Origin of the sequence: Akkermansia sp. NBRC 115031 (assembly GCF_030268505.1) — a bacterium.
Taxonomy (GTDB): Bacteria; Verrucomicrobiota; Verrucomicrobiia; order Verrucomicrobiales; family Akkermansiaceae; genus Akkermansia; species Akkermansia massiliensis.
This window is the reverse complement of the sequence record NZ_BSQU01000003.1, coordinates 255,145-281,861: the sequence shown is the minus strand read 5'-3', so window position 1 is coordinate 281,861 and position 26,717 is coordinate 255,145. Positions and strand designations below refer to the sequence as shown.

The 26,717-nt window shown below is 56.3% G+C and carries 18 protein-coding genes; 2 read left to right on the top strand and 16 right to left on the bottom strand.

The features are described from left to right. Positions 1-7 precede the first annotated feature (7 nt). From trpB to QSJ36_RS06005, 16 genes are all read right to left on the bottom strand, one after another. The gene (gene trpB, locus QSJ36_RS06080) at positions 8-1,180 is read right to left on the bottom strand and encodes a tryptophan synthase subunit beta (RefSeq protein ID WP_285467670.1); all 1,173 of its coding nucleotides are present in this window, start codon (positions 1,178-1,180) and stop codon (positions 8-10) included. Continuing rightward, positions 1,177-1,824: a phosphoribosylanthranilate isomerase gene (locus QSJ36_RS06075; protein WP_285467669.1), complete on the bottom strand. Its 648-nt coding sequence runs from the start codon at positions 1,822-1,824 to the stop codon at positions 1,177-1,179. Before QSJ36_RS06075 ends, trpB begins: the two co-directional genes overlap by 4 nt. Continuing rightward, the gene (locus QSJ36_RS06070) at positions 1,821-2,606 is read right to left on the bottom strand and encodes an indole-3-glycerol-phosphate synthase (protein ID WP_285467668.1); all 786 of its coding nucleotides are present in this window, start codon (positions 2,604-2,606) and stop codon (positions 1,821-1,823) included. Before QSJ36_RS06070 ends, QSJ36_RS06075 begins: the two co-directional genes overlap by 4 nt. After that, positions 2,596-4,188 (bottom strand): anthranilate phosphoribosyltransferase, encoded by a 1,593-nt coding sequence (gene trpD, locus QSJ36_RS06065; protein WP_285467667.1) that lies wholly within the window; start codon positions 4,186-4,188, stop codon positions 2,596-2,598. The genes QSJ36_RS06070 and trpD overlap by 11 nt, the downstream gene beginning before the upstream one ends. Next, positions 4,172-5,578 (bottom strand): anthranilate synthase component I family protein, encoded by a 1,407-nt coding sequence (locus QSJ36_RS06060; RefSeq protein ID WP_285467666.1) that lies wholly within the window; start codon positions 5,576-5,578, stop codon positions 4,172-4,174. Before QSJ36_RS06060 ends, trpD begins: the two co-directional genes overlap by 17 nt. Positions 5,579-5,928: 350 nt before the next feature. Next, positions 5,929-8,157: a sodium-translocating pyrophosphatase gene (locus tag QSJ36_RS06055; RefSeq protein WP_022397250.1), complete on the bottom strand. Its 2,229-nt coding sequence runs from the start codon at positions 8,155-8,157 to the stop codon at positions 5,929-5,931. Positions 8,158-8,554: 397 nt separating this feature from the next. Further along, positions 8,555-9,544, bottom strand: a complete 990-nt coding sequence (locus QSJ36_RS06050) for an aldo/keto reductase (RefSeq protein WP_285467665.1) — start codon at positions 9,542-9,544, stop codon at positions 8,555-8,557. 21 nt (positions 9,545-9,565) lie between these two features. Continuing rightward, positions 9,566-10,306 carry a hypothetical protein gene (locus QSJ36_RS06045; protein WP_215442187.1) on the bottom strand — a complete coding sequence of 247 codons (741 nt, stop codon included), beginning with the start codon at positions 10,304-10,306 and terminating at the stop codon, positions 9,566-9,568. Positions 10,307-10,396: 90 nt separating this feature from the next. Further along, a complete protein-coding gene (locus QSJ36_RS06040) occupies positions 10,397-11,467 on the bottom strand; it encodes a prepilin-type N-terminal cleavage/methylation domain-containing protein (protein ID WP_022397253.1) in 1,071 nt (356 codons plus the stop codon). Positions 11,468-11,497: 30 nt separating this feature from the next. Then, positions 11,498-12,283 (bottom strand): prepilin-type N-terminal cleavage/methylation domain-containing protein, encoded by a 786-nt coding sequence (locus QSJ36_RS06035; protein WP_102722735.1) that lies wholly within the window; start codon positions 12,281-12,283, stop codon positions 11,498-11,500. 42 nt (positions 12,284-12,325) lie between these two features. Beyond that, positions 12,326-13,033 (bottom strand): prepilin-type N-terminal cleavage/methylation domain-containing protein, encoded by a 708-nt coding sequence (locus QSJ36_RS06030; protein ID WP_180970953.1) that lies wholly within the window; start codon positions 13,031-13,033, stop codon positions 12,326-12,328. A 276-nt stretch (positions 13,034-13,309) separates the two neighbouring features. Further along, positions 13,310-16,336, bottom strand: coding sequence for a DEAD/DEAH box helicase family protein (locus QSJ36_RS06025; protein WP_285467663.1), 3,027 nt, complete (start codon positions 16,334-16,336; stop codon positions 13,310-13,312). Positions 16,337-16,338: 2 nt separating this feature from the next. Beyond that, positions 16,339-18,324, bottom strand: coding sequence for a site-specific DNA-methyltransferase (locus tag QSJ36_RS06020; RefSeq protein ID WP_285467661.1), 1,986 nt, complete (start codon positions 18,322-18,324; stop codon positions 16,339-16,341). Beyond that, entirely contained in the window at positions 18,325-18,927 is a 603-nt protein-coding gene (locus QSJ36_RS06015) for a DUF4391 domain-containing protein (RefSeq protein WP_285467659.1), read from the bottom strand. It abuts the gene before it with no gap. A 2-nt stretch (positions 18,928-18,929) separates the two neighbouring features. After that, positions 18,930-22,166, bottom strand: a complete 3,237-nt coding sequence (locus QSJ36_RS06010; protein WP_285467657.1) for a helicase-related protein — start codon at positions 22,164-22,166, stop codon at positions 18,930-18,932. A 630-nt stretch (positions 22,167-22,796) separates the two neighbouring features. Then, on the bottom strand, positions 22,797-23,810 hold the full coding sequence (locus QSJ36_RS06005; RefSeq protein WP_285467655.1) for an endonuclease/exonuclease/phosphatase family protein: 1,014 nt from the start codon (positions 23,808-23,810) through the stop codon (positions 22,797-22,799). Between the two features lie 123 nt (positions 23,811-23,933). Here QSJ36_RS06005 and QSJ36_RS06000 point away from each other — a divergent pair, with 123 nt between their 5' ends. Then, positions 23,934-24,620 carry a sigma-70 family RNA polymerase sigma factor gene (locus QSJ36_RS06000; protein WP_022397257.1) on the top strand — a complete coding sequence of 229 codons (687 nt, stop codon included), beginning with the start codon at positions 23,934-23,936 and terminating at the stop codon, positions 24,618-24,620. A 129-nt stretch (positions 24,621-24,749) separates the two neighbouring features. Next, positions 24,750-26,387 carry a SpoIIE family protein phosphatase gene (locus tag QSJ36_RS05995; RefSeq protein ID WP_285467652.1) on the top strand — a complete coding sequence of 546 codons (1,638 nt, stop codon included), beginning with the start codon at positions 24,750-24,752 and terminating at the stop codon, positions 26,385-26,387. Positions 26,388-26,717 lie beyond the last annotated feature (330 nt).

Below are 26,717 nucleotides of genomic sequence, written 5' to 3'. Positions count from 1 at the left end.
ATGCGGCTTAAAGGTTCAGATATTTTTTAACGATTCCCAGGTCCTTGTCTCCGCGGCCGGAGAGGTTCACCAGCACGTCACCCCCCGCGGGCAGCTCGTCCGCATGGTCCAGCACCCACGCCACGGCATGGGAGGATTCCAGGGCGGGGATGATGCCTTCCTCCTGCGTCAGGGTCTGGAAGGCGTTCAGCGCGGAGGCGTCACAGATGACGCCGTAATGCACCCGGCCGATTTCCGCCAGGTGGGAGTGCTCCGGCCCCACGCCGGGGTAGTCCAGCCCGGCGGAGATGGAGTGGGACGGCTGTATCTGCCCGTCTTTATCCTGTAAAAGCATGGTCACGTGGCCGTGCAGCACGCCGGGGCTGCCCAGGTTGATGGGGGCGGAGTTGTAGCATCCGGGCTCCCCGGTGCCTCCGGCCTCCACGCCCACCAGGCGCACGCCTTCATCTTCCACAAAGGGGTGGAGCATGCCGATGGCGTTGGAACCGCCGCCCACGCACGCCACTACCACGTCCGGAAGCCTTCCGGCGCGTTCCAGCATCTGGGCCCGGGCCTCCGTGCCGATGACGGACTGGAGCTGCCTGACCAGCGTGGGGAACGGGTGGGGCCCCGCCGCCGTGCCGAAGCAGTACAGGGTGTCCTCCTGATGGGAAATCCAGTAGCGCAGAGCCTCGTTAATGGCGTCCTTCAGGGTGCGGGAACCGCTTTCAATCGGAAACACGCGGGCGCCCAGCAGCTTCATGCGCATCACGTTCATGGACTGGCGCTCCACATCCTCCGCGCCCATGAAGATGGTGCAGTCCATCCTGAGCCGGGCCGCCGCCGTGGCCGTGGCCACGCCGTGCTGCCCCGCCCCGGTCTCCGCAATGAGGTGGGTTTTCCCCATCATCCTGGCCAGCAGGGCCTGCCCCAGCGCGTTATTGATCTTGTGCGCTCCGGTGTGCAGCAGGTCCTCCCGCTTCAGCCACAGGCGGAAGCCCAGTTTTTCCGAGAGGCGGGGACAGAACGTGAGAGGCGTTTCACGGCCCGCGTAGTTGACCAGCAGGTCCTGGAGCGCGTCCCGGTACTCGCGGGACGGCATGATGGTAGCCATGGCTTCCTCCAGCTCCATGAGCGGGGGGCGCAGCGCTTCCGGTACGAAGCGGCCGCCGAAGTTGCCGAAATATCCTTCTTTGTTCATGCGATGTGGTAAGGGGTGTAGGAGATGAGGGGTTTAAGGGCCGCCAGCAGTTTCTGCGGGCTTTTCTGGCCGGGGATGGCTTCCACGCCGGAGTTCAGGTCAATGCCGTTCGGGGTGCACTGCTCCAGCGCCTTGTTCAGGGAGGCGGAGGAAAGGCCGCCCGCCAGGAACCAAGGCCGGGGGGATTTGAGAGCCGCCAGGGCGTTCCAGTCCAGGGAGACGCCGTGGCCGCCGCCGTGGCTGCCCGCATCCAGCAGGAACCAGGCGCAGCTGTCCGCCCAGAGTTCCATTTCCTTCTGAAGGGCCGCCAGGGATTCATAACGGTCCGGCCACAGTACGCGGATCACCTTTTCCGGACCGATGCGGCGCGCGCAGTCCAGGGACTGGGCGCCGTGAAGCTGGGCGAATTCCAGCCGGGCCGTTTTCATGACGTCCATGATTTCCTCCGCGTTCTGGTTCACGAAGACTCCCACGCGGCGGATCAGCGCGGAGTCCAGGGCTGCGGCGCGTGACGGAGCAATATAACGCGGGCTTTTGGGATGAAAGATGAATCCGCAGAAATGGGCTCCCATCCCCATGGCGGTTGACAAATCGCTCTGGCGGGTAATCCCGCACACCTTGATTGCGAATGAATGCTTCTTCATGTTGTTTCTTCTAAAATTGCAGCCAGTTTTTCACCTGGCTTTCCGCCGTCCATCAGGGCAGTCCCCATCAGTACGGCCTGGAAGCCCGCTTCCGCGGCTTCCCTGAGATGCGCCCCGGCGCTCATGGCGCTGGCGGCGATCCACACCTCCCCCTCACGGCGGAGTTTCCCCATGTCCAGGCAGGCAGTCCTGTCCGTTTCAAGCGTATCCAGGTCACGGGCATTCACCTGGATGATGCGAGCGCCGGATTCCCTGGCAATTGCCAGGTCCGACTCGTCAAAAACCTCCACCACGGCATGCATGCCGTAGGCTTCCGCCTGTTCCCTCAGGATGCGGAGCGTCCGCGCGTCCGGCGTCAGGCGCACGATGAGCAGCAGGGCGGAAGCCGGGGTGGAGGCCGTCTCCATCACCTGGAGCTGGTGGAAGATGAAGTCCTTGCGGAGCAGCGGAAGCCCGGCGCGGCTCATGCGCTCCAGATACCCGATGCGGCCGCCAAAAAATTGTTCCTCCGTCAGCACGGAGATACAGGATGCGCCCGCCGCGGCATACTGCTCCGCCACTTCCTCCGGCTTCAGCCCGGTGGCAATGACGCCGCGGGACGGGGAAGACTGCTTGAACTCCGCAATGACGGCCACGGGCTGCCCGGCAGGCGGCTCCGCGATGGCTTTCAGGAAGTCCGGCCTGCGCCCCTTCCACGGGCGCGGCAGCTCCCGGCGGAAGGCCATGTCCGTGAGCAGGGCTATTTCCTCCGCCTTGGCTTCCCTGAACCGGTCAAGCAACATGAAGCGTTCTCCTTCCTACTCCGGCGCAGACGGCCTCACGGGCCTTCGCCATGCAGACGGCCAGGTCCATGTGGTCCTCCAGCAGGAACATGGCCACTCCCACATTGAGAATCACCATGTCCATCATGGCGCGCGGGCCTTTCCCCGCCAGAATGTCCTTCAGCACGGCCACGGCTTCCGATTTGGACCGAACGGCCAGGTCCTCCGGTTCGCAGGGCTGGATGCCGTAGTCCGCGGGGTCCAGGGTCATGGGCGCCAGCCTGCCGTTATGGACGATCATCATCTTGGTGGGTCCCAGCGGAGTCACCTCGTCATACCCTCCTGCGCCGTACACCACGGCGGCCCTGCGGATGTGGGACTGGCTGAGCGTCTCCGCCAGCAGTTCCACCAGCTCCGGACGGGCCACGCCCAGCAGGATGTGCGTGGGACGCGCCGGATTAATGAGGGGCCCCAGCAGGTTGAACAGGGTACGTATGCCCAGCTCCCTGCGGATGGGGCCCACATTGCGGAAGGCGGGATGGAAATTGGGCGCGAACAGGAAGGCGAAGTTCCGCTCGTCCAGCAGGCGCTGCACGTCCTCCGGAGCCACGTCCAGCGGGAAGCCCAGGCCTTCCAGGGCGTCCGCGGAGCCGCAGGAGGAGGACACGGCGCGGTTGCCGTGCTTCACCACCTTGTACCCCATTCCGGCCAGCGTCAGGGACGTGGCGGTGGAGCAGTTGAAAGAGCTGCGGCCGTCGCCGCCCGTGCCAACCACGTCTATGCAGTCCCCTTCCAGCCCTTCCACACGGTTGGCGCGCCCCAGGGCGATGCCGACGGCATGGGCCATCTCCAGCGGGGTCTCTCCCTTCATGCGCAGGCCCATCAGGAAGCAGCCCGCCTGGGCCGGGGTCATGCGGCCGTCCATGATGTCCGCAAAGCCCGCGGCGGCCATGTCCGCCGTCAGGTCCTGCCCGGCGGCCAGCGTGTCCAGAATGCGGTTGATGCGCTTTTCCTTCTGCCCTGCCGGAACGATGTTGTCCGGGAAGTTGCCCAGGAGCTGGAGACCGTCCGGCGTCAGGATGGATTCCGGATGGAACTGGATGCCCACCCAGGGGCGGTCATTATAGCGCAGGGCCATGACTTCCCCTTCCGGCCCGCGGGAGGTGACGGTGAAGCGGGAGTTCGGCTCGTCCTCCTTGGACTGGACCACCAGGGAATGATAGCGGCCCACGGTCAAGGGGTTGGGAAGGCCGGTGAACAGCCCCGAACCGTCATGGATGATGTCCGAGCTCTTCCCGTGCATCACGTACGGAGCGCGGGAAACCTCCGCTCCGGCGAAGTAGCCCAGGAGCTGGTGCCCCAGGCATACGCCCAGCACGGGAACGGCGGCGGGGAGGCGTTTCAGGAACTCCAGGCACAGCCCGGCGTTGCGCGGATGGCTGGGGCCGGGGGAAATGCACACGGCCTCCAGCTCCGGGCTGGCCGCCAGGTCCAGAATGCGCGGATCGTCATTCGCGTACACCACGGGCTTGCGGCCCAGGGCGTAAAACGCCTGCACCAGATTCCACGAGAAGGAATCGTAATTATCAATGAACAGAAACATGGTCTTCTCCTTTCAAAATAACGTCAATAATCTTGCCTTTGTTCATGCACTCCTGCCATTCGGCGGCCGGGTCTGAATCGTACACGATGCCGGCGCCCGCCTGCCAGTGGATGCGGCCGTCCTTCACCCACATGCTGCGGATGGTGATGCCGGAATCCATGTGGACGCCGTTCCTGTCCAGCCCCAGCCAGCCGATGCAGCCGGCGTACGGCCCGCGCGGCAGGGGTTCCTCCTCCGCCAGGATTTCCATGGCCCGCACCTTGGGAGCGCCGCTGACCGTTCCGGCGGGGAAGGCCGCGCCGAGGATGTCCAGGGCGTCCAATCCGTCGTTCACCTGGGCGGTCACGCGGGAAGTCATGTGCATCACATGGGAAAAACGTTCAATCTCCATCAGGCGTTCCAGCTTCACGGAACCGGGCTTGGCGACGCGGCCCAGGTCGTTGCGGCCCAGGTCCACCAGCATCACGTGTTCAGAGCACTCCTTCGGGTCCTTCAGCAGGTCGGCGGCCAGGGCGGAATCTTCCTCGTCGTCCCTGCCGCGCTTGCGCGTCCCGGCGATGGGGGAGAGCTGGAGCTTGCCGTCCGTGCAGCGCACCATCAGTTCCGGGGAGGAACCGAACAGCGTCACCTCCGGCAGACGCATGAAGAACATGTACGGGGAGGGATTGATGCTGCGCATGCGGCGGTACAGCGTGAAGGCGTCTCCGTGGAACTCCGCGGAGGCCTGGGAGGAAAGCACCACCTGGATGGCCTCCCCGTCATGCAGCAGTTCCTTAATATGCTCCACGCCCTTCATGTAGGCCGCCTGGTCCGGCGTGCGGGAAACCTCCCCGACGGAAGGTTCTTCCGTCTCCTGAAGGGGCGCGTGGGACAGGTCCCGGTGTTCGCCCAGGCTGATCTGGGTGAGGCGGTTGTACAAGTGGTCAAACACGATCACCGTGCCCGCCAATACCAGGCAGGATTCCGCGGAAGAGGGACTGATGGTCTGCGCCAGCTTGGGCTGGAACAGGGCGGCGGTTTCATAGCCGAAGTACCCGTACAAGGCACGCGTAATGGGAGCCTGCCTCATGTCGTCCCCCACCAGTTCCAGACGGTGCATCAGGGCGCGCAGGCCGGCCAGGTAAGGCATGCCTTCCAGCTCCTTCAGGGAAGCGAGCCGGTCATCGCTGATGGAAAGGGAAAGCCTGGCGTCCACGCAGGAAACGGTCATCAGGTAATCGCAGGCGATGACGCTGTAGCGGCCCCATCTGCCATCCACCTCCGCGCTCTCCAGCAGAAGGCCGGGAGTTTGGTTCTGGGTCAGGCTCAGGAACAGGCTGATGGGCGTTTCCAAATCGGCGCTCAGCCGCCGGCTGCGCTGTTGGAGGGTGATGATGGATGGTGGTTGCATGGATGGATGATGGTGTAAGTTGAAAATAAAAAAACTGCTTTGACTCTCGGAGGAATCAAAGCAGTTCTTGAAAAACGGTCATAGCTGGATGCTACTACTGCACATCGGGATTCCCCCGTCCGGACATGGGTATACGCCACCAATAGCCGTTGCCATAATAACGGGTCGTGCTAAAAAAGGGCTGTCCAGTGCTGAATTGCATCTGCGCGTTTATTACTCCTCCCGCCCGGCGTTGTCAAAAAAACTTTCCGTCAATGGCGAAAAAAATCCACGGCGTCCTTCCTGCCGCCGGAAAAAAGCCCGTGGATTCCACTGAACCCACGGGCCTTGAACATAATGACTGTCAACCTTTAGAACAGCGTCACGGCAATATTGACGCCGGCGGTGACGATGGCCACCATGCTCATGAGCTTGATCAGGATGTTCAGGGAGGGGCCGGACGTATCCTTGAAGGGGTCGCCCACGGTGTCGCCGATGACGGCGGCCTTATGGCTTTCCGATCCCTTGCCGCCCACGTGGCCCTGCTCAATGTACTTCTTGGCATTGTCCCATGCGCCGCCGGAGTTCGCCATGAACACGGCCAGCACGAAGCCGGAGGCCAGGCCGCCGGCCAGCAGCCCGAACACGCCGGGAACGCCGAACACAAGGCCCATGCAGATGGGGGTGATGACCGCCAGCACGGACGGCCAGATCATTTCATGCTGCGCGCCCGCCGTGGAGATTTCCACACAGCGCACGTAATCCGGTTCCGCTTCCCCGGTCAGGATGCCCTTGATTTCCTTGAACTGGCGGCGCACTTCCTTCACCATCTTCTCCGCGGCGCGGCCCACGGCGTTCATGGTCAGGCCGCAGAACAGGAAGGACATCATGGCGCCCACGAAGAGGCCCATGAGCACCTTCGGGTTCATCAGGGTCACCTGGAAGTAATTCATGAATTCAGGCAGCGTGCAGGAAGCTATCTTGGACACTTCCACGCTCACCGCGTCATTGATCTTGTACATGGTGTTTCCGGTGGCGTCCCCCCAATGCTGGATGGAAATCTTCAGCTCTTCAATGTAAGAGGCCAGCAGGGCCAGCGCGGTCAGCGCGGCGGAACCGATGGCGAAGCCCTTGCCCGTGGCGGCGGTCGTGTTGCCCAGGGCGTCCAGGGCGTCCGTGCGGCGGCGCACTTCCGGGTCCAGCTTGCTCATCTCCGCATTGCCACCGGCGTTGTCGGAAATGGGGCCGTAGGCGTCCGTCGCCAGGGTCAGGCCCAGGGTGGAAAGCATGCCGACGGCGGCAATGCCGATGCCGTACAGGCCCTTGCTCATTTCAGCGCCGGTGAAATGCCAGTCCCCGGAGGCCATGCCGTAGGCCAGCACGGTGCCCACGACGATAGTGATCACGGGAATGCAGGTGGAAATCATGCCGATGCCGATGCCGGAGATGATGACGGTGGCGGGCCCCGTCTTCGCGCTGTGGGCGATCTTGCGGCAGGGATAGGAGTCATGGGAGGTGTAATGCTCCGTGCTCTTCCCGATGATGATGCCCACCGCCAGGCCGGTGACGATGGCGCCCCAGATGCCCGCCCAGTTGTCCAGGCCGATGAGCTGGAGCAGGAAGGCTGAGGCGATGGCGATCAGGAAGGAGCTCAGGTTGATGCCGCGGTTCAGGGCGGCCATCAGCTCCGTCTGGGAAGCGCCGCGCTTTACGCGCACCGCATACACGCCCAGCAGGGAGAGAATGGTGCCGAGGGCGGCGATCAGCATGGGTGTGAGAACGGCCTTGATCGCCATTTCCGGCACGGCCATGTAAGCCGCGGCGCCAAGGGCCGCGGATGCCAGAATGGAACCGCAGTAGGACTCGTAAAGGTCCGCGCCCATGCCGGCCACGTCCCCCACGTTGTCGCCCACGTTATCCGCGATGGTGGCGGGATTGCGGGGGTCGTCCTCCGGAATGCCTGCTTCCACCTTCCCCACCAGGTCGGCCCCTACGTCCGCGGCCTTCGTGAAAATGCCGCCGCCCACGCGGGCGAACAGGGCCTGGAGGGAGGCCCCCATGCCGAAGGTCAGCATGGTGGTGGTGATGACGACCAGGCGCATGGAAAGCTCCATGTCTTCATAAAACCAGTCCAGCACCCAGTACCAGACGCCAATGTCAAGCATGGCAAGGCCCACGACGGTCAGGCCGAGCACGGCGCCCGAACGGAAGGCGATCTGCAGGCCGGCGTCCAGGGAATGGCGGCAGGCGTTCGCCACGCGGCCGGAAGCGTATGTGGCCGTCTTCATGCCGATGTAGCCGGCCAGGCCGGAGAAAAAGCCGCCGGAAATGAATGCGAACGGCACCCAGGGATTCTGGATATGGAGGCAGTACGCCAGAAAAGCGAATACGACGGTAATCAGCACAAAGAAGATCGTGACGATCTTGTATTGCTGCCGCAGATAGGCCATGGCGCCGCTGCGAACGTGCTTGGCGATCATTTTCATGACCTCGTTCCCCTCATCCTGGGCTTTCATGCGGTAAAAAAAGACGGCCGCAAAAATGAGGGCCAGCACGGAAGCCGATGGGATGAGCCAAAATAAATCCTGGATGGTTATCATTGTCAGTACACTTTAAATTAAAGTGGTAGGAACATAACACCTGGTCCACTTTACTCCAAGAAAAAACCTCCGTTCGGAACGGAAAATTCACCTTCCTGCGGAAAGACCAGCACCGCAGGAAAATCCGGCGGATTCACGGAAGAAGCAAGTACCGCACCGATTAATCCAAATTGACTCCGGTGGTTCCGGAAGCGGCTGGGCCGCCCCTCTTTCCCCCTGCCTACTTCTTGTTACGGTTTTCTGCTGCCGGAAGCCCTGGAAAACGGCAAAAAACCGTGGTATTCCGCGCGATGTGCTCTCCTTGGCCAGCTATCTCCGGCAATTCTTGAAGCTGCCCTGATTCCGGGAAAACTGAATAAAAAGAAAAAGCAAACGCTCCCATTGGAAATAACAGCGCCTACCTGTCCGCCATTCCGTCAATGATGGAAAGCTCCTCCGCGGTGAACCGCGTATTTTCCAGGGCTTTCAGGCAATCCATGACTTGCTGGGAGCGGCTGGCGCCTATCAGGGCCGTGGTCACCACGGGGTCTCTCAACACCCAGGCCAGCGCCATCTGGGCGAGGCTCTGGCCGCGGCTCCGGGCCAGGGCAGCCAGGCTGCGAATTTTCTCCCCATGCTCCCGGACCCGTTCTTCCGTTAAAAAGACGGAGGAACCTGCCGCACGGGAATCCGCTGGAATTCCCTCCAGATAACGGTCCGTCAGCATCCCCTGGGCCAGGGGGGAAAAGGCGACGCACCCGGTGCCCGTTTCACGGATGGCCTGAAAAACGGACTCTTCCGGCTCCCGGTTGAACATGTTGTAACGGAGCTGGTGGACCAGGCACGGCACGCCGGCCTCCCTGAGCATGGCGCATATCTGCCTGGTTTGCTCTGCCGGGAATTTGGAAATACCGGCATACAAGGCCTTTCCGGACCGGACCGCCGTGACGAGAGCCCCCGCCGTCTCTTCCAGCGGAGTCTCCGGGTCATGCCGGTGCGCATAAAAAATATCCACGTAATCCAGCTTCATGCGGGAAAGGGACTGGTCCAGGCTGGAAAGCATATGCTTGCGGGAACCCCAGTCCCCGTACGGTCCGGCCCACATCAGGTGCCCCGCCTTGGTAGCGATGACAAGCTCGTCACGGAAACGGGACAAATCCTGCATGAAAATGCGGCCGAAGCATTCTTCCGCCGCGCCGGGAGGCGGCCCGTAATTGTTCGCCAGGTCAAAATACGTGATGCCGGCGTCAAACGCGCCATGGATAAGCTGCCGCGCATTCTCGAAATCGTCGGCAGCGCCGAAATTGTGCCAAAGCCCCAGGGAAACGGGAGGAAGCAGCAGCCCGCTGCGCCCGCAACGGCGATAGTCCAGATGACTGTAACGGCCGGGATCGGGGAGGTAACTCATCGGAAGGAAAAACGGGAAGGTTTACCGGGCATGGGACGTACGCTCATGCCGCACGCCGGAGCGCCATGCCTCCGTGCGGTATTTGGATGCCAGCAGCTCCGCCACCCTAGCGTTCATGCCGGGAAACAGCTCCGCTTCCACGCACAGGGAATGTCCGTCCGCCAGACGGGCGGCCAGCATTTCATCCCATCCGGCGGGAAGAAGGCAATTCTGGATGCTCCCCTGATGGAGAACGCCGCCGCGGATTCTTCTCTGGCCGCCACCGGCCAGCTTTTCCCCGCCGGGAAATACTAAATCACTCGTCACGGGGCTGGCAAAACAGGCGCGGCCACCGTCCGGGGCGTCTCCGTCCAGCATCACGCATTCCACGCCGCAATCTCTCAAAACACGGGCCAAAGCCCCGTGAATCCATCGGTACAGGGTGGCGCTGGAAGGCCGTTCCTTCTCTCCCCGGCGGTGCATGGCCAGGGTAAAGGGGATGTCCTGCCGGTGGTCCACAATTCCCCCGCCCGTCCAGCGGCGGACAAAATGGAGTTCCTCTCCCGGAAAAATGGCGCGTGCCGTGGCTTCCTCGTCAAAATAACCGTAGGTCACGGTCGGCTCCGCCCAGCGGTATGCACGCAGCACGGGCTTCTCTCCCCATTCCAGCAGGGCTTCATCCACGGCCATGGCTTCCTCCCCGCTTCTGGCGACCGGGTCGCGCCACAGCACCAGCTCCGGCAGAGGGGACAAATTGCCGACGACATTTGCGAAACCAGACATTTTGCAACTACAGTGTAAATAACGGCAGGACGCTCCGGGCGGGAAACGGCAGCGGAAAAACCCGCTCCCATCAGCCCCCATACTACAGGCCTAACGGTTCATGGGCAATGCTACGCGCTGGGTGAAGGACCGGGTATAGCGCTCAAAGAATTCCTCCGGAGAGGGGGCGGGACGCTTCTTCTGCCGGATCTGGTCCACCAGGGCCATGCCTTCATCCGTCACCACCGTCATGGAAATCGTCACGGCAGTGACGCGTCCGGACTTCAAATCGTCAATATTCACGCTGCTGCCGATGATGTCCAGACGGTTGCCGTACACATCCATCTGGGTGCAGGAACCGAGCCGGTTGGCCCCCGTCGTCATGACGGGCACCAGCACGGACGCCCGCTGCGTGGCATCCTTGTCCGACTTGTTGCTGCCGGAATTGCCGATCTTCTTCTGGTAATCCACTTCAAAAATCAGCGTCATTTCCACCACGTTCTCCACCAGGAAATTGGCGGGAATGGTCTCATCCTGCTGGTAGCGGGTATAAGCGGACCAAAGGTCCTGCTGGCCCAGGAGATTCTGCACGGTATCCTCCGCGCTGATCAAATTGCGGTACAGGGAATAAACCGGAAAGCCGTCAGACTCCGCCGTAGCGTCCTGGTCCAGAATCTGGTCACGGTAAAGCAGCTTGTACCCCACGCAATTCACGTCACCGATGATGCGGTCGTTCCGCATGTCCATGCTGGACTTGGCAGGATTGCGGTCCGTAGCCGTGGTAAAGAAAATCAACTGGGAGGCATTCGTGATCTTGGCGCCTTCCGGCCCCATGGTCATCAGGTTCACGCGGGCTTCATTCAGGGCGGAAGAACCGCCCTTCTTCCTGGACGCCGTGGTCTTGGTCGCGCGGGAAACCAGATCGCTGTCCCGCTGCACCAGCATCCATTCAAAGGGATTACCGGCACGGAACTGCATGCTCTCAAAATCCTTGGTCATGGTATCCATGGCCGTGCGGGCAAGCGTGGTGGTCCGCACATCCTGCAGCACCCATCTCCAGATATCCACCCCGCGGGAGGTCAGGGCCACAATCACCAGCACCAGTACGGTGGTGATGGTCATGGCTGCCAGGAGCTCAATCAGGGTGAACGCGCCGGATTTGATTTTGGCAAATGTCTTCATGATTTTTCAGAGGTCTTCAGATAATGCCCGTTAGCGGCGGAAAGCGAGATTGCGCGTAAAGATGGGAGTCTTCAAATTCTCCCACGTCAGGTGCTGCAAACGTTCAGGGTCCGTATTCAACAGCTGGAAAAACTCCGCCTGGTACAGGACTTCCGCCCCCCACGGCAAATTCAGGCCGCCGCCCTTCTCCGGCGTATAAACGTACAGGGAGGGCTCCGTAATCACCTTGCCGCGATTGTAGGGATTGTAAATCGTCCCGTACTTGGGAGCCAGCTTGTACCCGTAAGCGTTGGAATCCATGCGCTCCACCACCAGCTGGGTCATGCGCACGGCGAAGACGGGGCCGACAAGCGCCTTGAAATCATCCCAGCGGTCCTTGTTGTTCGCCAGGCAAACTCCCGTCACCACCGCCGTATTCTGCCCGGGGATGCTCCCGCCTTCCTCCAGCCAGGGCTGAGGGGTGCCGTCCTTGCGGGCGCCCTTGGTCAGATCCGCCCTGTAATTGTAAACAAGAATGGTCGTAGCGGGCTTGGACGTAAACTGCATCCAGTAAAACGCCTTGTCAAAAGCGGAAATATATCTGGTGGTGGAAGACTTTCTGGCATTGGGAGCGGCACGCTCGGAATTGCGAAGCTCTCCAAGTTCCGCCGTCAGGGCGTGGACAATGCGGTCCGCTTCGCGGATGGTCAGAGCGGACTGAACCGTCCTTCTGGCTGGAATGAACATGGCCATGAACACCACGATCAGCACGGCAACCACGCCGATCGCAAGCACCACTTCCGTCAGGGTGAACCCCTTGGCACGAGACTGTTTCATACACTTGGTCAACATAAAATGGGAAATCCGGTAAAATATGAATTAGTTGGGAATCACCTGCTCCGTCGTCCTCAGCCGGCTGATATTGCCTTTGGGATAAATCACGATGCCGCCTGCCAGGCCCGGCTTGCCGTCCACCATCGGAGTCGGTTTCTCCTCCTTGCCGTTTCCGGCGGAACCGGAAACCACCACCAGGCGGGTGGGGGCGTTCGGCTGGGACATGCGGCCTTCCTCGTCAAACTCAATGAAATAAATATCCGTCATCCTGTTGCCCGGAAGATTGACGGTATCCTGCCCGTCACGGCTGGCAAAGCTGCGGGCTGCGGACTTGCCCTTGGTCTTCTTGGAGCCTTCCAGCAGGGTGCTGTAGGTGGGGCTGATGTAAAACCCGGCGGGAAGAGTCTGCAAACGGTTGACCAGATGCCACTTTCCGGTGCGCGTATTTTTGGACATCACGCCCAGGGTGCGCATGTTGCGGGCTTCGTCCTCAGGAGTGCTCACGATAATCAGGCGGCTCCACGTTCCCTTGCCCATGGCATCCAGGCGGGCTTCCTGCACCATGCCGTCCACCATCTCCACGGCGGACTGGAGGCCCTGCCCCCTGCCCCCGCCTCTTAACATGCTGGCGGCCAAGGCCATCATGGCAACCATAATGGTGATGACGACAATCAGTTCCACCAGGGTAAACCCCTTGCTCCCTGACGAGGAACAGTGCGAAGCCGTTCCGGAATGCTTGGAAAAATATCTCATACAGATGATGCAGGATTGAACAACAATTTTTGGCATGCTACCCGTTTCACGCGGGCACGGCAATCATTTTTTGAGAAACGGGAAGGCCTGATATGCTCCTAGCCAAATAAAACTCATTGCCATCCGGTAATCCTATCCCAGGCCATTCGTCCGTAAGAGAAAACAACCGGCTGATCCAATGAGTACACCTAGAGAAAGATAGAGTCAAACCGGCCTGGGACGAAATCCGGCTCATAAAAATAAGAGTCCCAAAAACAAAGCTAAAAAGGTTCTTTTTTACCCCGCGTTCATCTCATCAATCAAATCCTGATAGGTAGCCACTTTGTGGTACTTCACATTTGACGTTGAGATAGAGTTGAACAACTTCTCCGCACATGCGATTTTTGCCTTTTCGATGGCACTCAAATCCATTGATGACATAGAGCCTTTGGTTTCGGCAATGAAGAAGATGTGTTTCACTCCGCCTTTCGTCATAGCGATAGCCCAGTCGGGGGCATAGTTGCCTACCGGAGTGGGTATTTGGAAAGTACGGGGCAGTTTGGCATATACCACCACTTCATTGGCCTCATCAAGGTCATGGGCGAATTGGCGTTCCCCCTTGCTGTCGCTGAACACATAATCGGTGATATGCTTCTTCGCCTCGTATGCCCGGTCAAAATCCATTTTGCTCTTCACGGTGAAGATGCTGCTGTCGTATTTGCCTTCCGTCATGTTGTAGTGGATGGCCTCCACAATCATTGTGGCCTTCTGCTCCTTGATGATGCTTACAACCTTGCGTATAAACTCTTCGGGGTTGTTCTTGAACAGGTAGAGATTGCTCGTCTTGATGCCTTGCAGTATCTTCACCACTGTGCGGCGGGTGAGATTGGCGCCTTTGGCTATGTCGCCCACAAGGTCGTAGCGGACGGAGGAAGTGCAGACATCGGTCAGCTGCCTGGATTGGGAACGGGTGTCTCCGAAGTCAGTTACCTGCTCCTCGTCTTGCGTTCCCTCCACCATCACATAGCGGAGCTGCTTCACCTTCAGTTCGGCATTGATGTGCAGGCTGGCTTTTTCTATTAGTTCGTTACTGTCGTAACTTACCGTATAGACATATTGGTGATTTATCTCGTTCCACAAGGCTTGGAATTCGGCTTTTTGGAAGTTCTCGTTGAGCCTGTTGTCCGGCGTGGTTGTCTTCTCCTCCACCACCATGTCGTCGAGTACCTTCGGGTCAAAGATGGAGTTTATCAGGCGGACTACACCCTCGGCTATCGGTTGCAGCTTGGGCGGCAATGGAGCCACAGTGCCGTTTGCCACGGCCTCACGGTAATCCGGCGTAATGTGCTTGTCTTCGTCAATATAGCCGTTGTCTTCCAGATAGATGATGATGCGGCTGGCTTCCGTTTCGGTAATGGTATGTATTTCCTCCTCAATCTTAATCTGCCTATCTTGGAAATAGGCGACTGTTGCCTTGGCTGCGCGCTCACGCAACACTTCCCGCGTCTCCTTTTGCAGGGCTGTGGTAAAGTCCGCATAACTCTCATTGGCTATCACGGTCAGTCTGTTCACCTCATGCACATCCTCTCCCAATAGTTCCTTGTCCATGCGGACACCGTGCCTGTCCACGCAGATACGCAGTCCGCGCCCTACCTCCTGACGTTTGGCGGTGGAGGAGTTGGAATGGCGGAGCGTGCAAATCTGAAATACATTGGGATTGTCCCACCCCTCGCGCAGTGCCGAGTGTGAGAAGATGAAGCGTGTCGGCTCCTCAAAGCTCAGCAGGCGTTCCTTATTCTTCAGGATAAGGTCGTAAGCCGAAATGTCATCCGACAGTCCCGTCTTCTTTTCCACCTTGCCGTCAATCACCCGGTTGGTCTTTTTGTCTATGGAGAAATAACCCCGATGCACGTCCTGGGGCATGAAACGGCGGAGGTATTCATTGTAGTCCTCATCCCAGATGTAGAACTCCTCATTCACCAACCGCGCATATTCCTCCTCGAATATTTTCTGGAACACGCCTTTCACTTCCTCCCTGTTCTCATCGTAGCTCTTGTACTTCGCCACCTCGTCGATGAAGAAGAGCGACAGGCACTTGATGCCCCGCTTGAAAAGCTGGCGTTCTTTCTCAAAGTGCGACATGATGGTCTCCCGGATTTGCACCCGCTGAATGTTTAGCTCGTCCGGGTCGCCTATCACCTCGCCCCTGCGGATGGTCACGCCGTTGAGAAAGGTCACATAGCCGTTCACGTTGATTTCCGACACCACAAAGTTGTCGTACTCGGCCAGCCCGGACTCTTCGCGCAGGTTGTCACCCACGCCGAACGTTTTTATCTTCCTGACGATGCTGCCTGAAGCATTCTTCACCTCCAGCTCAATGCGCGCTTCCGGCGGACGTTTGGGCGACAACACGATGTTGTCGAGATAGAGATACCCGCTCGTTCCCCGGAGGTTCTTCACTTCAAAGCCTTTCACATGAATGCGCTTCACCAGCTTCTGCCGGTAGGCGTCCAAAGCATCCAGAGCATAGATGGTATCGTGCTTGGTCGTGTGCGTAGCCGAATAGTTCAGCACGAACAGTGGGTTGAAGCGTTTGATGCCCGCCTGCGTGGCATCGCCCTCCATCTTCTGCGGTTCGTCCATGATAATGATGGGACGGTTGGCGGCAATCACGTCTATGGGACGGCGGCTGCCGAACTCATCACGCTCGGAGTAAATAATCCTGCTCTCCTTGCTCCTGCCGCCCTCCTTCATCGAGGAGGCGAAAGCCTGCGTGTTGATAATCATCACGCTCAACCCGGAATCAGATGAAAAACTGTCGAGTTGTTGCAGGTTGCCGCTGTTGTAGATGAACCACCGCGCTTTCTTGCCGTAGTGTTCCATGAAGTGCTCCTCCAACATGCGGAAACTCTTTGCCACGCCCTCACGGATGGCGATGCTCGGCACCACCACGATGAATTTGCTCCAGCCGTACTGCTTATTCAGCTCAAACATCGTCTTGATATAGACGTATGTCTTTCCCGTTCCGGTCTCCATTTCTATGTCGAGATTCACCGCGCCGATACCCTTTGAAAGGGAAGAAGACGGCGTGATGTCATACAGGTTCTGAATGGTATTGATGTTTTTCAACAGGGCTTTCCCGTCCAGTTCCACGCAGTGGTTCCTGTATCCTGTTTCATCATCGAAATCCAACTGTTGTTGCGCCTGCCGTCCGCGGTCGATGCGATATCCCTCTATGGCGTGCGTGGGCTGCCCCGTGAAGACGGCCACGGTGTTCTCCACTGCCTCCGTCTGATATTGCTGTATCTTAAACTTGAATTTCATGGCTACAGTATTCTGCAATTCGTGTCGGGCGAGTAGTGACGGAATATCTGCTCGAAATTGTCTATCACGTTGTCGTTGGCTGCCGAAGCGTCGCGCATCACGAAATATACCGGCTTCAGTCTGGCGATTTCCGTAATGGCGGATTCATTCACGTCCTTGTCGAAACAGGCTATCAGATAGTTCCCGTCCACAAAATGCACGTTCTTTCCTGCCATTTGCCGCGTCTCAATCTTTGCCGAGAGTTCAATGCCGAGGTCGAGCATCACTTGGAACAGCAAATCTTCGCTGTTGCGGTCGGGCTTCACATTCTCATTGAACAAGGATTGCCCGTCAAACTCTTGCGGAGTGTAATAGACATCTTCCATGTTGCCGCTGTCGAGTTTCAGCACGCGGAAACCGGTGTCAAGCTTGTCGATGCCTTCCTTGTCGGCATTCTCTTCCCTGATTTTCTTTCCGGCACGGCGGATGCGTTCTTTGCCTATCTCGCAGATATTCTTATACCCGGCTTTATAGGCTTCGCTCTTCTCATCGGTCAATTCTGGAAGCTGCACCATGATGAATTTGCGGTTGCCGCCGTCCTCTGCGTTCAGTTGCATAACAGCGTGGGCGGTAGTTGCAGAACCGGAAAAGAAATCAAGTATGATACTGTCCTTATTGGTAAGTGTAAACTCCAACAAACTCTTTATTATTGTTTCATCTTTTGGATTCTGAAATACCATTGCTTCCATCAAAGTGCGAAGCCGCTTAGTGGAGGCTCTACCGTCCTTATAAAAAACGCTATACGGTGTAGTATATTCTCCATCAACCAGGTAGGTTTTCTTACATGGAACACTGGTTTCATCTTCTCCAAAGTGAACCAATCCAAGGGCTATTACTTCATCCATTCTTTCTTTGGTCGGGTAGACCCAGCCTCTGTTTGGTACACGTACTGGTTTTTTTGTAACTGGGTGCAGGACCTCGTACTTAGGACCGCCGCCACCCGGCCAAGAAATATCAGAGGGGAAATATATTCCTTTAGCATCAATGCAAGAATAATGCGAGTGATTCTTTGCTGCATGGGTGTCTGGCAAACCTTTGTACCATTCTTTTAGTGCTGCTGTTGCAGCTTTATAATCTGTCCCATATTGCTTTTTAATTTTTTCATAAGCCGCATATATATCTTCTATTCCTTGCTTTCGTTCTCTCCACAGAACCTTACTATCAATTAGTGTAGAGATGGATTTAACATAACAAAGCATATACTCGTGAGAAACGGATATGTATTTTGAATCGTTCTTTCTGCCTGCCGCCCAAATTAGAGAGGCAATGAAGTTATCTTCGCCAAACACTTCATCGCACAACTTTTTAAGATTGCCTTGTTCGTTATCATCAATCGAAATAAAGATAACTCCATCCTCCGCCAGCAAGTCCCTCGCCACCTTCAGCCTCGGATATATCATATTCAACCAGTCGGTATGAAAACGCCCGTTGCTTTCCGTATTCCGCAACATCGGGTCAATCGTCTGATTCCCCTCTTCATCGAACAAACCACTGTTTTGCTCAAACTCCGACTTGCCTTGTGCAAACTCGTCATTGTACACAAAGTCGTTGCCCGTGTTGTAAGGCGGGTCAATATAAATCATCTTCACTTTGCCAAGGTATGTCTCACGCAACACCTTCAGCACATCAAGGTTGTCACCCTCAATATAAAGATTCTGCGTGTTGTCAAAATCCACCGATTCCTCCCGGCACGGGCGGAGCGTCATTGTCGTGGGAGTGTTCGCCAAACGGTTTGCCGCCCGCTTGTCCGGCCAAGTGAACTGATAGCGTTCCTCCCCTTCTACAAGAATATCGTTGGATAACTCCGCTTCCAGTTTTTCAAAGTCGATAGCCAGTTCCGGCTTGCCGTTCTTACCTAACCGTTCCGTAACGCAGTTCGGGAACAATCGCGCTATCTTATTTATGTTGGAGCCTGTCACATCGTGGCTCTGCATCTTCAGTTTGTCCATTTACAGGTTTGATTTTAGTTTTTTGATTATTTCAAAATACTCCCGTTTGCACCGAGGCTGTTTCTCACTTGCCATCTTCCGCGCCAAAGCAGCAATCTGAGCAAGGGTTTTCGCTCGTTGCTCATTGGTTTGTATCTGCTGCGTAAGTGTATTGCCCTGTTCCATCTCAATGCCGCCGATGCTCTTCACGATATTCTCCCAAACGGCATCCATGCTCAAGCCCGAAAGCGCCATCTTCGCTTCCCCTGTCGGCATCCATGCGGAACAGATAAGCCTGTCCGAATGATAGACGGCGAATTGCGTGTCTGTTTCAAACTGCAAGGCAAACAGGATGTTCTGCGGAATGAGCCGGGATAACAGGACGATATTCTTGCCATCATAATCTTTACGTTTCATCTGAACAGCAAGCACATAAATATCCTTGATGCTCTCTCCCGCCGTAATGGCCGGCAATGTTGCCGGAGACAAGACCGCCACAATATCCATGCGGCTCACATCGGCATCGAAGCCGTCGCGCTGCGAGGGCTTCAGGTGGAACTTCGCAAATACGGCCTTTTTCGGCAATTGCTTCTTGCGTTCCGTAGTGATGGGCAGTCCGTACATACTCATTTGATGACAAGGAAACAGATTAATTCAAAGTCATCCAGCCCGCGTATCTCCTCCGTGAAGAGTGAGCCTTGCACGCCGCTCAGAAAACTGTCGATGTCGCTCCCCTCCTTCACATGGATGATGGAAGAGATGGCATCGCCCAACAGTTCGGAATACCGCCGCATGTTCTTCCCGTCGGAAGTAGCCTTGTTGAACTCCCGGCATAGTTCCATGTCCGGTGCGGTCTTGCCTTTGCACAGGAAACGCAGGCGGTCTAGCATCTCCTTGGGTGAAAGATGATTGACCACCACTTCCTTGCTCTCCGAGATATAGACCATATAGAAAGGATGCAGGCGGTTCCTGTGGTCGATGTTCACGCCGTTGTTACGGTTTTTCAATACGAACACCGCTCCGGCAGGCGCACCGTCACTTGCGGGCACCACAGCATGAAGACCGAAAGGCGTATGCTCTAGGCCGGGATCGTCTTTCAGGCTGGCAAGCAGGTCAAGACGGAACTCGTTCAGCCCCAAGTCCATGATGGAAACACCCGTGTTCATCTCCTCAATGTCCACCACCTCGCTCTGCAGACGTTTCAGTTGCTCGCGTCGGTATTCAAGGTCGCCTTTCTCTTCGGGCGATATGGGATTGTCATCGCCCGTACTTGTCAGCACCGACACCTTCATGCGGGCTTCCACTCGTCCTTTCAGGTCGATGTATTCGTCAAGGGTCACGTCCGGCCAGTAGTTCACAAGTTGAATCACCTCGTTGCGCGAGCCGATGCGGTCGATACGCCCGAAACGCTGAATGATGCGCACGGGATTCCAATGGATGTCGTAATTGATGAGACAGTCACAATCCTGCAAGTTCTGTCCCTCGCTGATGCAGTCGGTAGCGATAAGCACGTCTATCTCCTCCCGGATGTGCGGATAAATGGCAGACTTCTCCTTTGAAATTGGAGAGAAGAGCGTAAGCACCTTGTTGAAGTCGAGCTTCACGCGCTGTGGCAGGCGCAATGTGCTGCGTGCTTCCACGTCTCCGGTGACGAGTGCCGTATGCAGCCCATACTTTTTCAGAATGGGAGCAGCCAGACAGTCGTACAAGTATTCGGCGGTGTCGGAGAACGCCGTGAAGATAATCACCTTCCTGTTGCCTGCGTTGATGGGATGGGCAAACTTGTCGCGCAAGTCGGCAATCAACTGTTGCAGCTTGCTGTCGTGTTCCGGAGTGATGGAACCAATCATGAGCAGCAGAAGATCAAGGTTCTCCAAATCCTCTTTGAGGTAGCCGCGCCATGTGATGTGGTCAAGATCCTGCAGGGCAATTCTTGTCTTCTTGCCACCGATAAACATATCCGCCTCTCGGTCATCGGCATCGAGATTCCGCGAAATATCCTCCAATTCAATGGAAAAGCTGTCGCCCTGATTCAACACATCAAGCTGTCCGATGGTTGACGCTATCAACTTCTTGATTCTTTCAAGGGTGAGGCGGAAAGAATTGACCGAGCTTTCCAGACGTTTGAGCAGGTTGATGCTCATCAGGCGGCGTATTCCCTTCTCGCGTCCGGCTCTGCCGCGACCGTGGAAGTCGTTATCCTCGTCCATGTATTTTTTCCTCCGGCTTGGCAGAATGAAATCGGAAGGGGTATAAATGGCAAGGTTGAGGCGGCTGACAATTTCGTAAATCTCGTTATAGTTGATAGCCGTGTCGAGGTCGGTCAGGTTGGGACGGCGTGACAGCGGAGCCAGCCGCATGGGGAACTTGCCGATGTCCGCCGTATTGTAATACTGCTCTATGTGCTTGCGGCTGCGGGCAATGGTAACACTGTCGAGCACTTCAAAGAAATCGAAGCTCAACCGGCTGAGCAGTTCTTTCGTAGTGCGCTCCTTCGGCGGGAGCTTCGTCCATATGTTGTATTCCTTCTGAGCCTGACGGAAAATGTCGTCAATGCCGGAAGACGTGTTCAGCAGGGCATCCATCCTGCCGCACTCACCTTCGTAGGCAAGCTGTATCTGATTCTTCAAATCGTTGAAACGGTTGTTCACGGGCGTGGCCGAGAGCATCAGCACTTTTGTCTTGACCCCCGCCCGGATAACCTTGTTCAGCAGTTGCAGGTAGCGGTTCTCGCGCGGGTTGTCGTCGTTCCCGTCCGTTGTCACCTTGCCGCCGTTTCGGAAATTATGGCTCTCGTCTATGACCACAAGGTCGTAGTTGCCCCAGTTGATATGGTCCAAGTCCTGCCCGTTGGTCTTTCCACCCCGGCGTGACAGGTCGGAATGGAAGAACACGTCATAGCGCAGGCGGTCACGGGCAATGGGGTTGTTCAGGTAGTTGCTCTTGTAGGTTATCCAGTTGTCGTTAAGTTTCTTCGGGCAAAGCACAAGTACTGACTTGTTGCGGTTCTCATAGTACTTGATGACCGAGAGGGCGGTAAACGTCTTGCCCAATCCCACGCTGTCGGCAAGGATACAGCCGTTGTACTTCTCCAACTTGTTGATGATGGCAAGGCAGGCATCCTTCTGGAAATTATATAGTTTGCTCCATATCTGGCTTTCCTTGAATCCGGTAGCCTCGTTGGGCAGGTCGTCTTCGGAGAGGTCGTCAAGGAATTCACGGAAGATATTGTACAAGGTGACAAAATAGATGAAGTCGGGGGCGTTCTCCTTATAGACATTGCTGATGTTGTCGAGTATCTTGTCCGTGACCACCTGCATCTTCGCGCTGTCATTCCAAAGCTGATCGAAAAGGAAAAGGTATTGCTGCGAGAAAGGAGCCTCGAACTTGTTTATCACCGTGTAGGCGTTGTCGCCCCGCTCGCACCCCAACTCCACCGTGGTAAATCCGGTGACGGGCATATACGCCTTGTCGTCAACGGTGGCGAAGCCCATCATGTTCTCTCCCGTATAGTTGGACTTGAAGCATGCTTTCCGCCTGATCCATTCGGCGCACTCTTTGGCAATGGCCTTTTGCGAAAGCTCGTTGCGCAACTTTATCTCAAACTCAGAGCCATAGAGGTTGCGCTCCCTGTTCAACCGTGGAATATAGAACTCCCGTTTTTGCTTGTTGGCTTTCTCGGTGACGAAAGTCGGGGAGGTGAAGATAAAGCGCAACTCCTCAATGTCTTTAAGTTGCGCTTTCAGCTCCTCAAAGGCGTAAATGGAAAAGCACGAGGCGGCAATGGCTACTTTGCTGCCGTCGTGCAACTCCTTGGTTAAATCCCCTTTCAGGGTCTTGTTTATATTATCTATAAGCTCCATTTTGCTATTAGCCCTAATTAAGAGATTGAGTTCCATTCAAAGTTAAAATGCAACTTTTTGTATTTTTACAAAACCCTAATTCTTCAGAAGCAAACATTTAAAATAAGACAACAAATATGTATAGTTGCAATCTACAATTACGTATCCGGATATTTTATATATAGCTATGGTAAAAAATAATTTGCCACTTCAACATAAGAACACTAATAAAACACATTAAATGGAAGCAGTCCATATTTTTTACAGGATTATATAGAATAGTATTACTGTAAGATTTGCAACATTACTCAAATACTGATATCCGGCAATATATCTGGAGAAAAACAGAGAAGATGACCGGAACAAAACTAGATTAAACAATTCCGTTTTTATATCTTAAATTTAAATCCTCTAATTATGCTGAACGCAGATACATCATTAGAATTAATTGGAAAATCCATAATAAATAGTTAACAGTTATGCAAGAAGGTAATATTGAGGGACAGCTCTACAAATTTTTCTGCTCATTAGCAATATTATTTTTTAGGTTTTTATAAGTGAATTTTTACATCACAAAAATATCAATCCGATCAAATAAAACAATCTAACAAATATTTATTGCGTATCTTTTTTATAATAAATCATTTTTACCTACCTCAATTCCACCCAAATGCCACGGTGGTCGCTGGCCTGGCGGGAGGGGGGAGAGTCAAGGATTCCCATGGAAGGCTTGCGGCCAAGGCGCTTTTTCAGGGTATTGTTGATGAAGAGATGGTCAAAGGAGTGGTAGGTGTCTCCGTCTTCATAGTAGATGGTCCAGGTTTCCCCGCGGGAATCCCTGGGTTTCAGGCGGTTCAGGCGGTATTCCGTTTTAGCCGGCCCCTGGATGACCTGCACGGCGCTGTCCGCCGGACCGTCATTGAAGTCTCCGTACAAAAGCAGCGGCATGCCGTCCTGGGAGGCGATGGCTTCATTCAGGTAGTCCCGCAGGGCATACGCTTCCCTTCGCCGCGTGTCTTCTGCGGAACCGTCACGGCTGAGGCGCGATTTCAAATGAATGCCCACCAGGCGGAACAGCCGCCCGTCCGGCATTTTCACCGTGGCGTCCAGAATGCCCCGCAGCATCGTTTTTTTCCTCTTCGTTTCTCCGGATACAGGCATGTCCGTCACGGAACGGTTGTCCACAATGGGATATTTGGAGAGAAGGGCCAATCCCCGGTCTTCTCCGTTCCGCATGACCAGGACCTTATGCGGTAACTGAACTCCTTTTCTTTTCAACCGCATTTGCAGGTCGCGCACGGCGGCTTCCCCACCCATTTCTGACAATCCTACTATTTCTGCACCGGATTGCCGGATGAGTTCGGCCACGGCCTCCCGTGCTTCAACGGGCTTGTATTTTACCTGAAAGTTGCTCCTGCGCGGATCTTCCGGTACAAAGTAGTTGCCAGCATTCATTGTGAATAACCTGACAGGTTCACCCTTTTCCGGTATAGAGATTTTCTCCGGAACCCTTCCCTTCCCGGGCGCCTCCCAGGAGGCAGGGACCGCCTGCGGCGTATCCGTCAGCGGCTTCCATTCCATCAAGCCGTACCCCAGCACCGCGCACAGCACAACCAGGGCCGCGATGACGGAGGTTCCCCTGCGTTTTGACGTTTTCCTGATCATGTCCGTTCCCTTGAAAGATTTTCTCCATGAAGGACGTAGTGAATGAACAGGCCGAGCCGCACAAAATTTTCCGGCTTATTACTCGGCTTTCACTTCACTTTCATCCGTAGTTCATGATAAACCATGAATGTGCCTTCATTGCAACCCCAGAACGAGTCCCAGCCTGACGAGCAGACACTTTCCCAATATGCCGAACATACCAGGAAAAGCCTGATTGCGCGCCTGGAGAATTGGGAGGACCAGCGCACGTGGGATGAGTTTTACCGGACGTACTGGCGTCTTATTTATTCCGTCGCCCTCAAGGCCGGATTGAGGGAGGACGAAGCCTGGGACGTGGTGCAGGAGACCATTCTTTCCATCGCCAAGCAGAGCAAGAAGAATATTTACAAGCCGGAACAGGGTTCCTTCAAGCTCTGGCTCTGGAATATGACCCGCTGGCGCATTAACGACCAGTTCCGCAAGCGGAAGAAGGATACGGCCATGCTGATGAGCCCGGACGCCACGGAGAGCCAGGAACATCCCATCGACAAGATTCCGGACGAAGGGAAGAATAATTTTGACCAGGTGTGGGAGAGGGAGTGGCAGAATAACCTGCTCCAGGCGGCCCTGGAACGCGTCAAAGCGAAGGTGTCTCCCAAGCAGTTTCAAATTTTTGATTATTACGTGCTACGGGAGTGGGATGCGGCGAAGGTCCGCAGACAGCTCGGCGTCACGATTGCCCAGGTTTATCTGGCGAAGCACCGCGTAGGAAGCGCCTTGAAGAAAGAGTTGCAATTCCTTCATTCCCAGGAAGAGGAGAAGGAGAGATAGGCGGATGCCGCCCCGGTGCAACCGGGCCCGTTTCCCGCTTTTCTCCTGCCGTTCCGCTTTTCAGGAATGATTCCTTTATTTTGCCTCTTGCCAAGGCAGATGTTTTGTCGTTAGATAACGGCAACTGCAATGCCGCCCTCACGCAACAGACATTCCGCCCAGAGAGTTTTTACCTGGGACAAGATCAAGATGGCCCTGGCGGCGGCGGAAGAAGGGTTTTATATCTGGAATATCAAAACGGGCGTCATCCATTACACGGACCGCTGCCTGACCATGATGGGGGCCAGCCGCAAGGAGAAGGCCCCCAATATTTTCACCCAGCCGGAGCTTACCATCCACGAGGAGGACCAGGCCTTTTTTTCCCAGGAGGTGCGCCGTTACCTGGACGGCCATTCCCACATGCCCATGCGCATTGAAATACGCATGAAGAAGCTGAATTCCAAGAGCTGGAGCTGGGTCCGCATCAACGGTCTCGCTCGCAGGGACAAGCAGCGCCGCCCTGTCATGCTGGTAGGGGTATGGGTCAACATTACCCGGCGAAAGACGGCGGAACTGCGCGCCGCGGAAGACAGGGACCTGTTCCACACCCTGATTGAGCACATTCCGGACAGCATTTATTTCAAGAACCGGGAATCGCGCTTCGTGCTGGCGAATACCGCCACGGCCAATAAGCTGGGCGTGCCCACGCCGGCTGACCTGACCGGAAGGACGGACGATTACTTTTTCGATCAAACGATGTCCGATGTTTCCCGCAAGGAGGAGCTGGACATCATGGCTACCGGACGCCCCATCCGCGCCCGTCTCCATCATGAGACATGGCTTCACAAGGATGATTCCTGGAGCCAGATCAGCAAGTTTCCTTGGTACGGCCGCAACGGGGACCTGAAGGGCATCGTGGGCATTTCCAGCGACGTTACCAAGCTGGTGAAGACGGAGATCAAGGCCACGGAAACAGCCCGTATTCTGGAAGAGCGCAACAAGTCCCTGGAGAAGGAGATAGATTTGGCCCGGGAAATCCAGTTCGCCCTGCTTCCCTATGAGATTCCCTCCCGCTCCCATACGGAACACGGCCTGACGCGCCATGTGGATTTCCACCACATTTTCACTCCTTCAGAGGGGGTGGCGGGCGATTGGTTCGATGCCTTTCCCGTGGGCAATTCCGGCGTAGGCGCCATCGTCTGCGACGTGATGGGCCACGGCATCCGCGCCGCCCTGATCGCTTCCATGCTCCGCGGCCTGATGGAGCAGTTGTCCCATCTGGCGGACAATCCGGCGGCCTTTTTGTCTTCCCTCAACCACCAGCTTGCCAAAATTCTGCAACGGGCGAATACCACGATGTTCGCCTCCGCCGTTTATATTTACCTGGATTTGGAAACCGGCGTCATGACCGCCTCCACGGCCGGGCACCCGCATCCCATTATCCTGGGGCCGGACGGAGTTGCCCGCAAGATGCCGCTGCCCAGGGGCATTGCCCTGGGGTTGCTGGATGATGCCACGTACCAGAACGCCCAGTTCCCCCTCCTGGCAGGTTCCCGCGTCCTGATGTATACGGACGGACTGACGGAAGCCGCCAATTCGGAAGGGGAAGAGCTGGGCGTGGAGAGGCTGATCGATTATTTTAACAACTCATCCCCCACGAGCACCAAGGATTTTGTCCATCAGGCCCTTACCTGCGTAGCAAAATTCACCGGCTGCACCAACCAGGCCGACGATATCTGCATGCTGGGCATCAGTTATTCCGAACACGAGGCAAAGCCGGGGCATTAACAAACCCGGTTCCTCCCTTTTCCGGATATTTACCTCCTTCCTCCTTTTTTGCTGGGGAAAAATCCACATTCCGTCCGGCTGAAAAACAGGAATCATTCAAGCAGGAAGGCCCTTTCCCGGAAGGACAGTCTGCCAAATTTTCCTTTTTCCCTGAAGAGTCCTGCCGGCAGGGAGGCACATTCTCCCTGCAAGGCCGCAGATGATTCCCGCCAGGAGAAAAACGGCAGAAGCGGCTTTCAATTTTCCCGCAGGACCGGAATACGCCTGCTCTCTTTTCAGTAAAACAGGTTCAAGAACTGCCTTTCCAGCCTCTCCCAAGCCGCATTCCGG

Coding starts and splice junctions, on each gene's coding strand:
- QSJ36_RS06000 (WP_022397257.1), top strand. CDS start 23,934: ATGAATGTGCCTTCATTGCAACCCCAGAACGAGTCCCAGCCTGACGAG.
- QSJ36_RS06030 (WP_180970953.1), bottom strand. CDS start 13,033: ATGAGATATTTTTCCAAGCATTCCGGAACGGCTTCGCACTGTTCCTCG.
- QSJ36_RS06035 (WP_102722735.1), bottom strand. CDS start 12,283: ATGAAACAGTCTCGTGCCAAGGGGTTCACCCTGACGGAAGTGGTGCTT.
- trpB (WP_285467670.1), bottom strand. CDS start 1,180: ATGAACAAAGAAGGATATTTCGGCAACTTCGGCGGCCGCTTCGTACCG.
- QSJ36_RS06010 (WP_285467657.1), bottom strand. CDS start 22,166: ATGGAGCTTATAGATAATATAAACAAGACCCTGAAAGGGGATTTAACC.
- QSJ36_RS05995 (WP_285467652.1), top strand. CDS start 24,750: ATGCCGCCCTCACGCAACAGACATTCCGCCCAGAGAGTTTTTACCTGG.
- QSJ36_RS06055 (WP_022397250.1), bottom strand. CDS start 8,157: ATGATAACCATCCAGGATTTATTTTGGCTCATCCCATCGGCTTCCGTG.
- trpD (WP_285467667.1), bottom strand. CDS start 4,188: ATGTTTCTGTTCATTGATAATTACGATTCCTTCTCGTGGAATCTGGTG.
- QSJ36_RS06020 (WP_285467661.1), bottom strand. CDS start 18,324: ATGGACAAACTGAAGATGCAGAGCCACGATGTGACAGGCTCCAACATA.
- QSJ36_RS06075 (WP_285467669.1), bottom strand. CDS start 1,824: ATGAAGAAGCATTCATTCGCAATCAAGGTGTGCGGGATTACCCGCCAG.
- QSJ36_RS06070 (WP_285467668.1), bottom strand. CDS start 2,606: ATGTTGCTTGACCGGTTCAGGGAAGCCAAGGCGGAGGAAATAGCCCTG.
- QSJ36_RS06025 (WP_285467663.1), bottom strand. CDS start 16,336: ATGAAATTCAAGTTTAAGATACAGCAATATCAGACGGAGGCAGTGGAG.
- QSJ36_RS06050 (WP_285467665.1), bottom strand. CDS start 9,544: ATGAGTTACCTCCCCGATCCCGGCCGTTACAGTCATCTGGACTATCGC.
- QSJ36_RS06045 (WP_215442187.1), bottom strand. CDS start 10,306: ATGTCTGGTTTCGCAAATGTCGTCGGCAATTTGTCCCCTCTGCCGGAG.
- QSJ36_RS06005 (WP_285467655.1), bottom strand. CDS start 23,810: ATGATCAGGAAAACGTCAAAACGCAGGGGAACCTCCGTCATCGCGGCC.
- QSJ36_RS06040 (WP_022397253.1), bottom strand. CDS start 11,467: ATGAAGACATTTGCCAAAATCAAATCCGGCGCGTTCACCCTGATTGAG.
- QSJ36_RS06015 (WP_285467659.1), bottom strand. CDS start 18,927: ATGTACGGACTGCCCATCACTACGGAACGCAAGAAGCAATTGCCGAAA.
- QSJ36_RS06060 (WP_285467666.1), bottom strand. CDS start 5,578: ATGCAACCACCATCCATCATCACCCTCCAACAGCGCAGCCGGCGGCTG.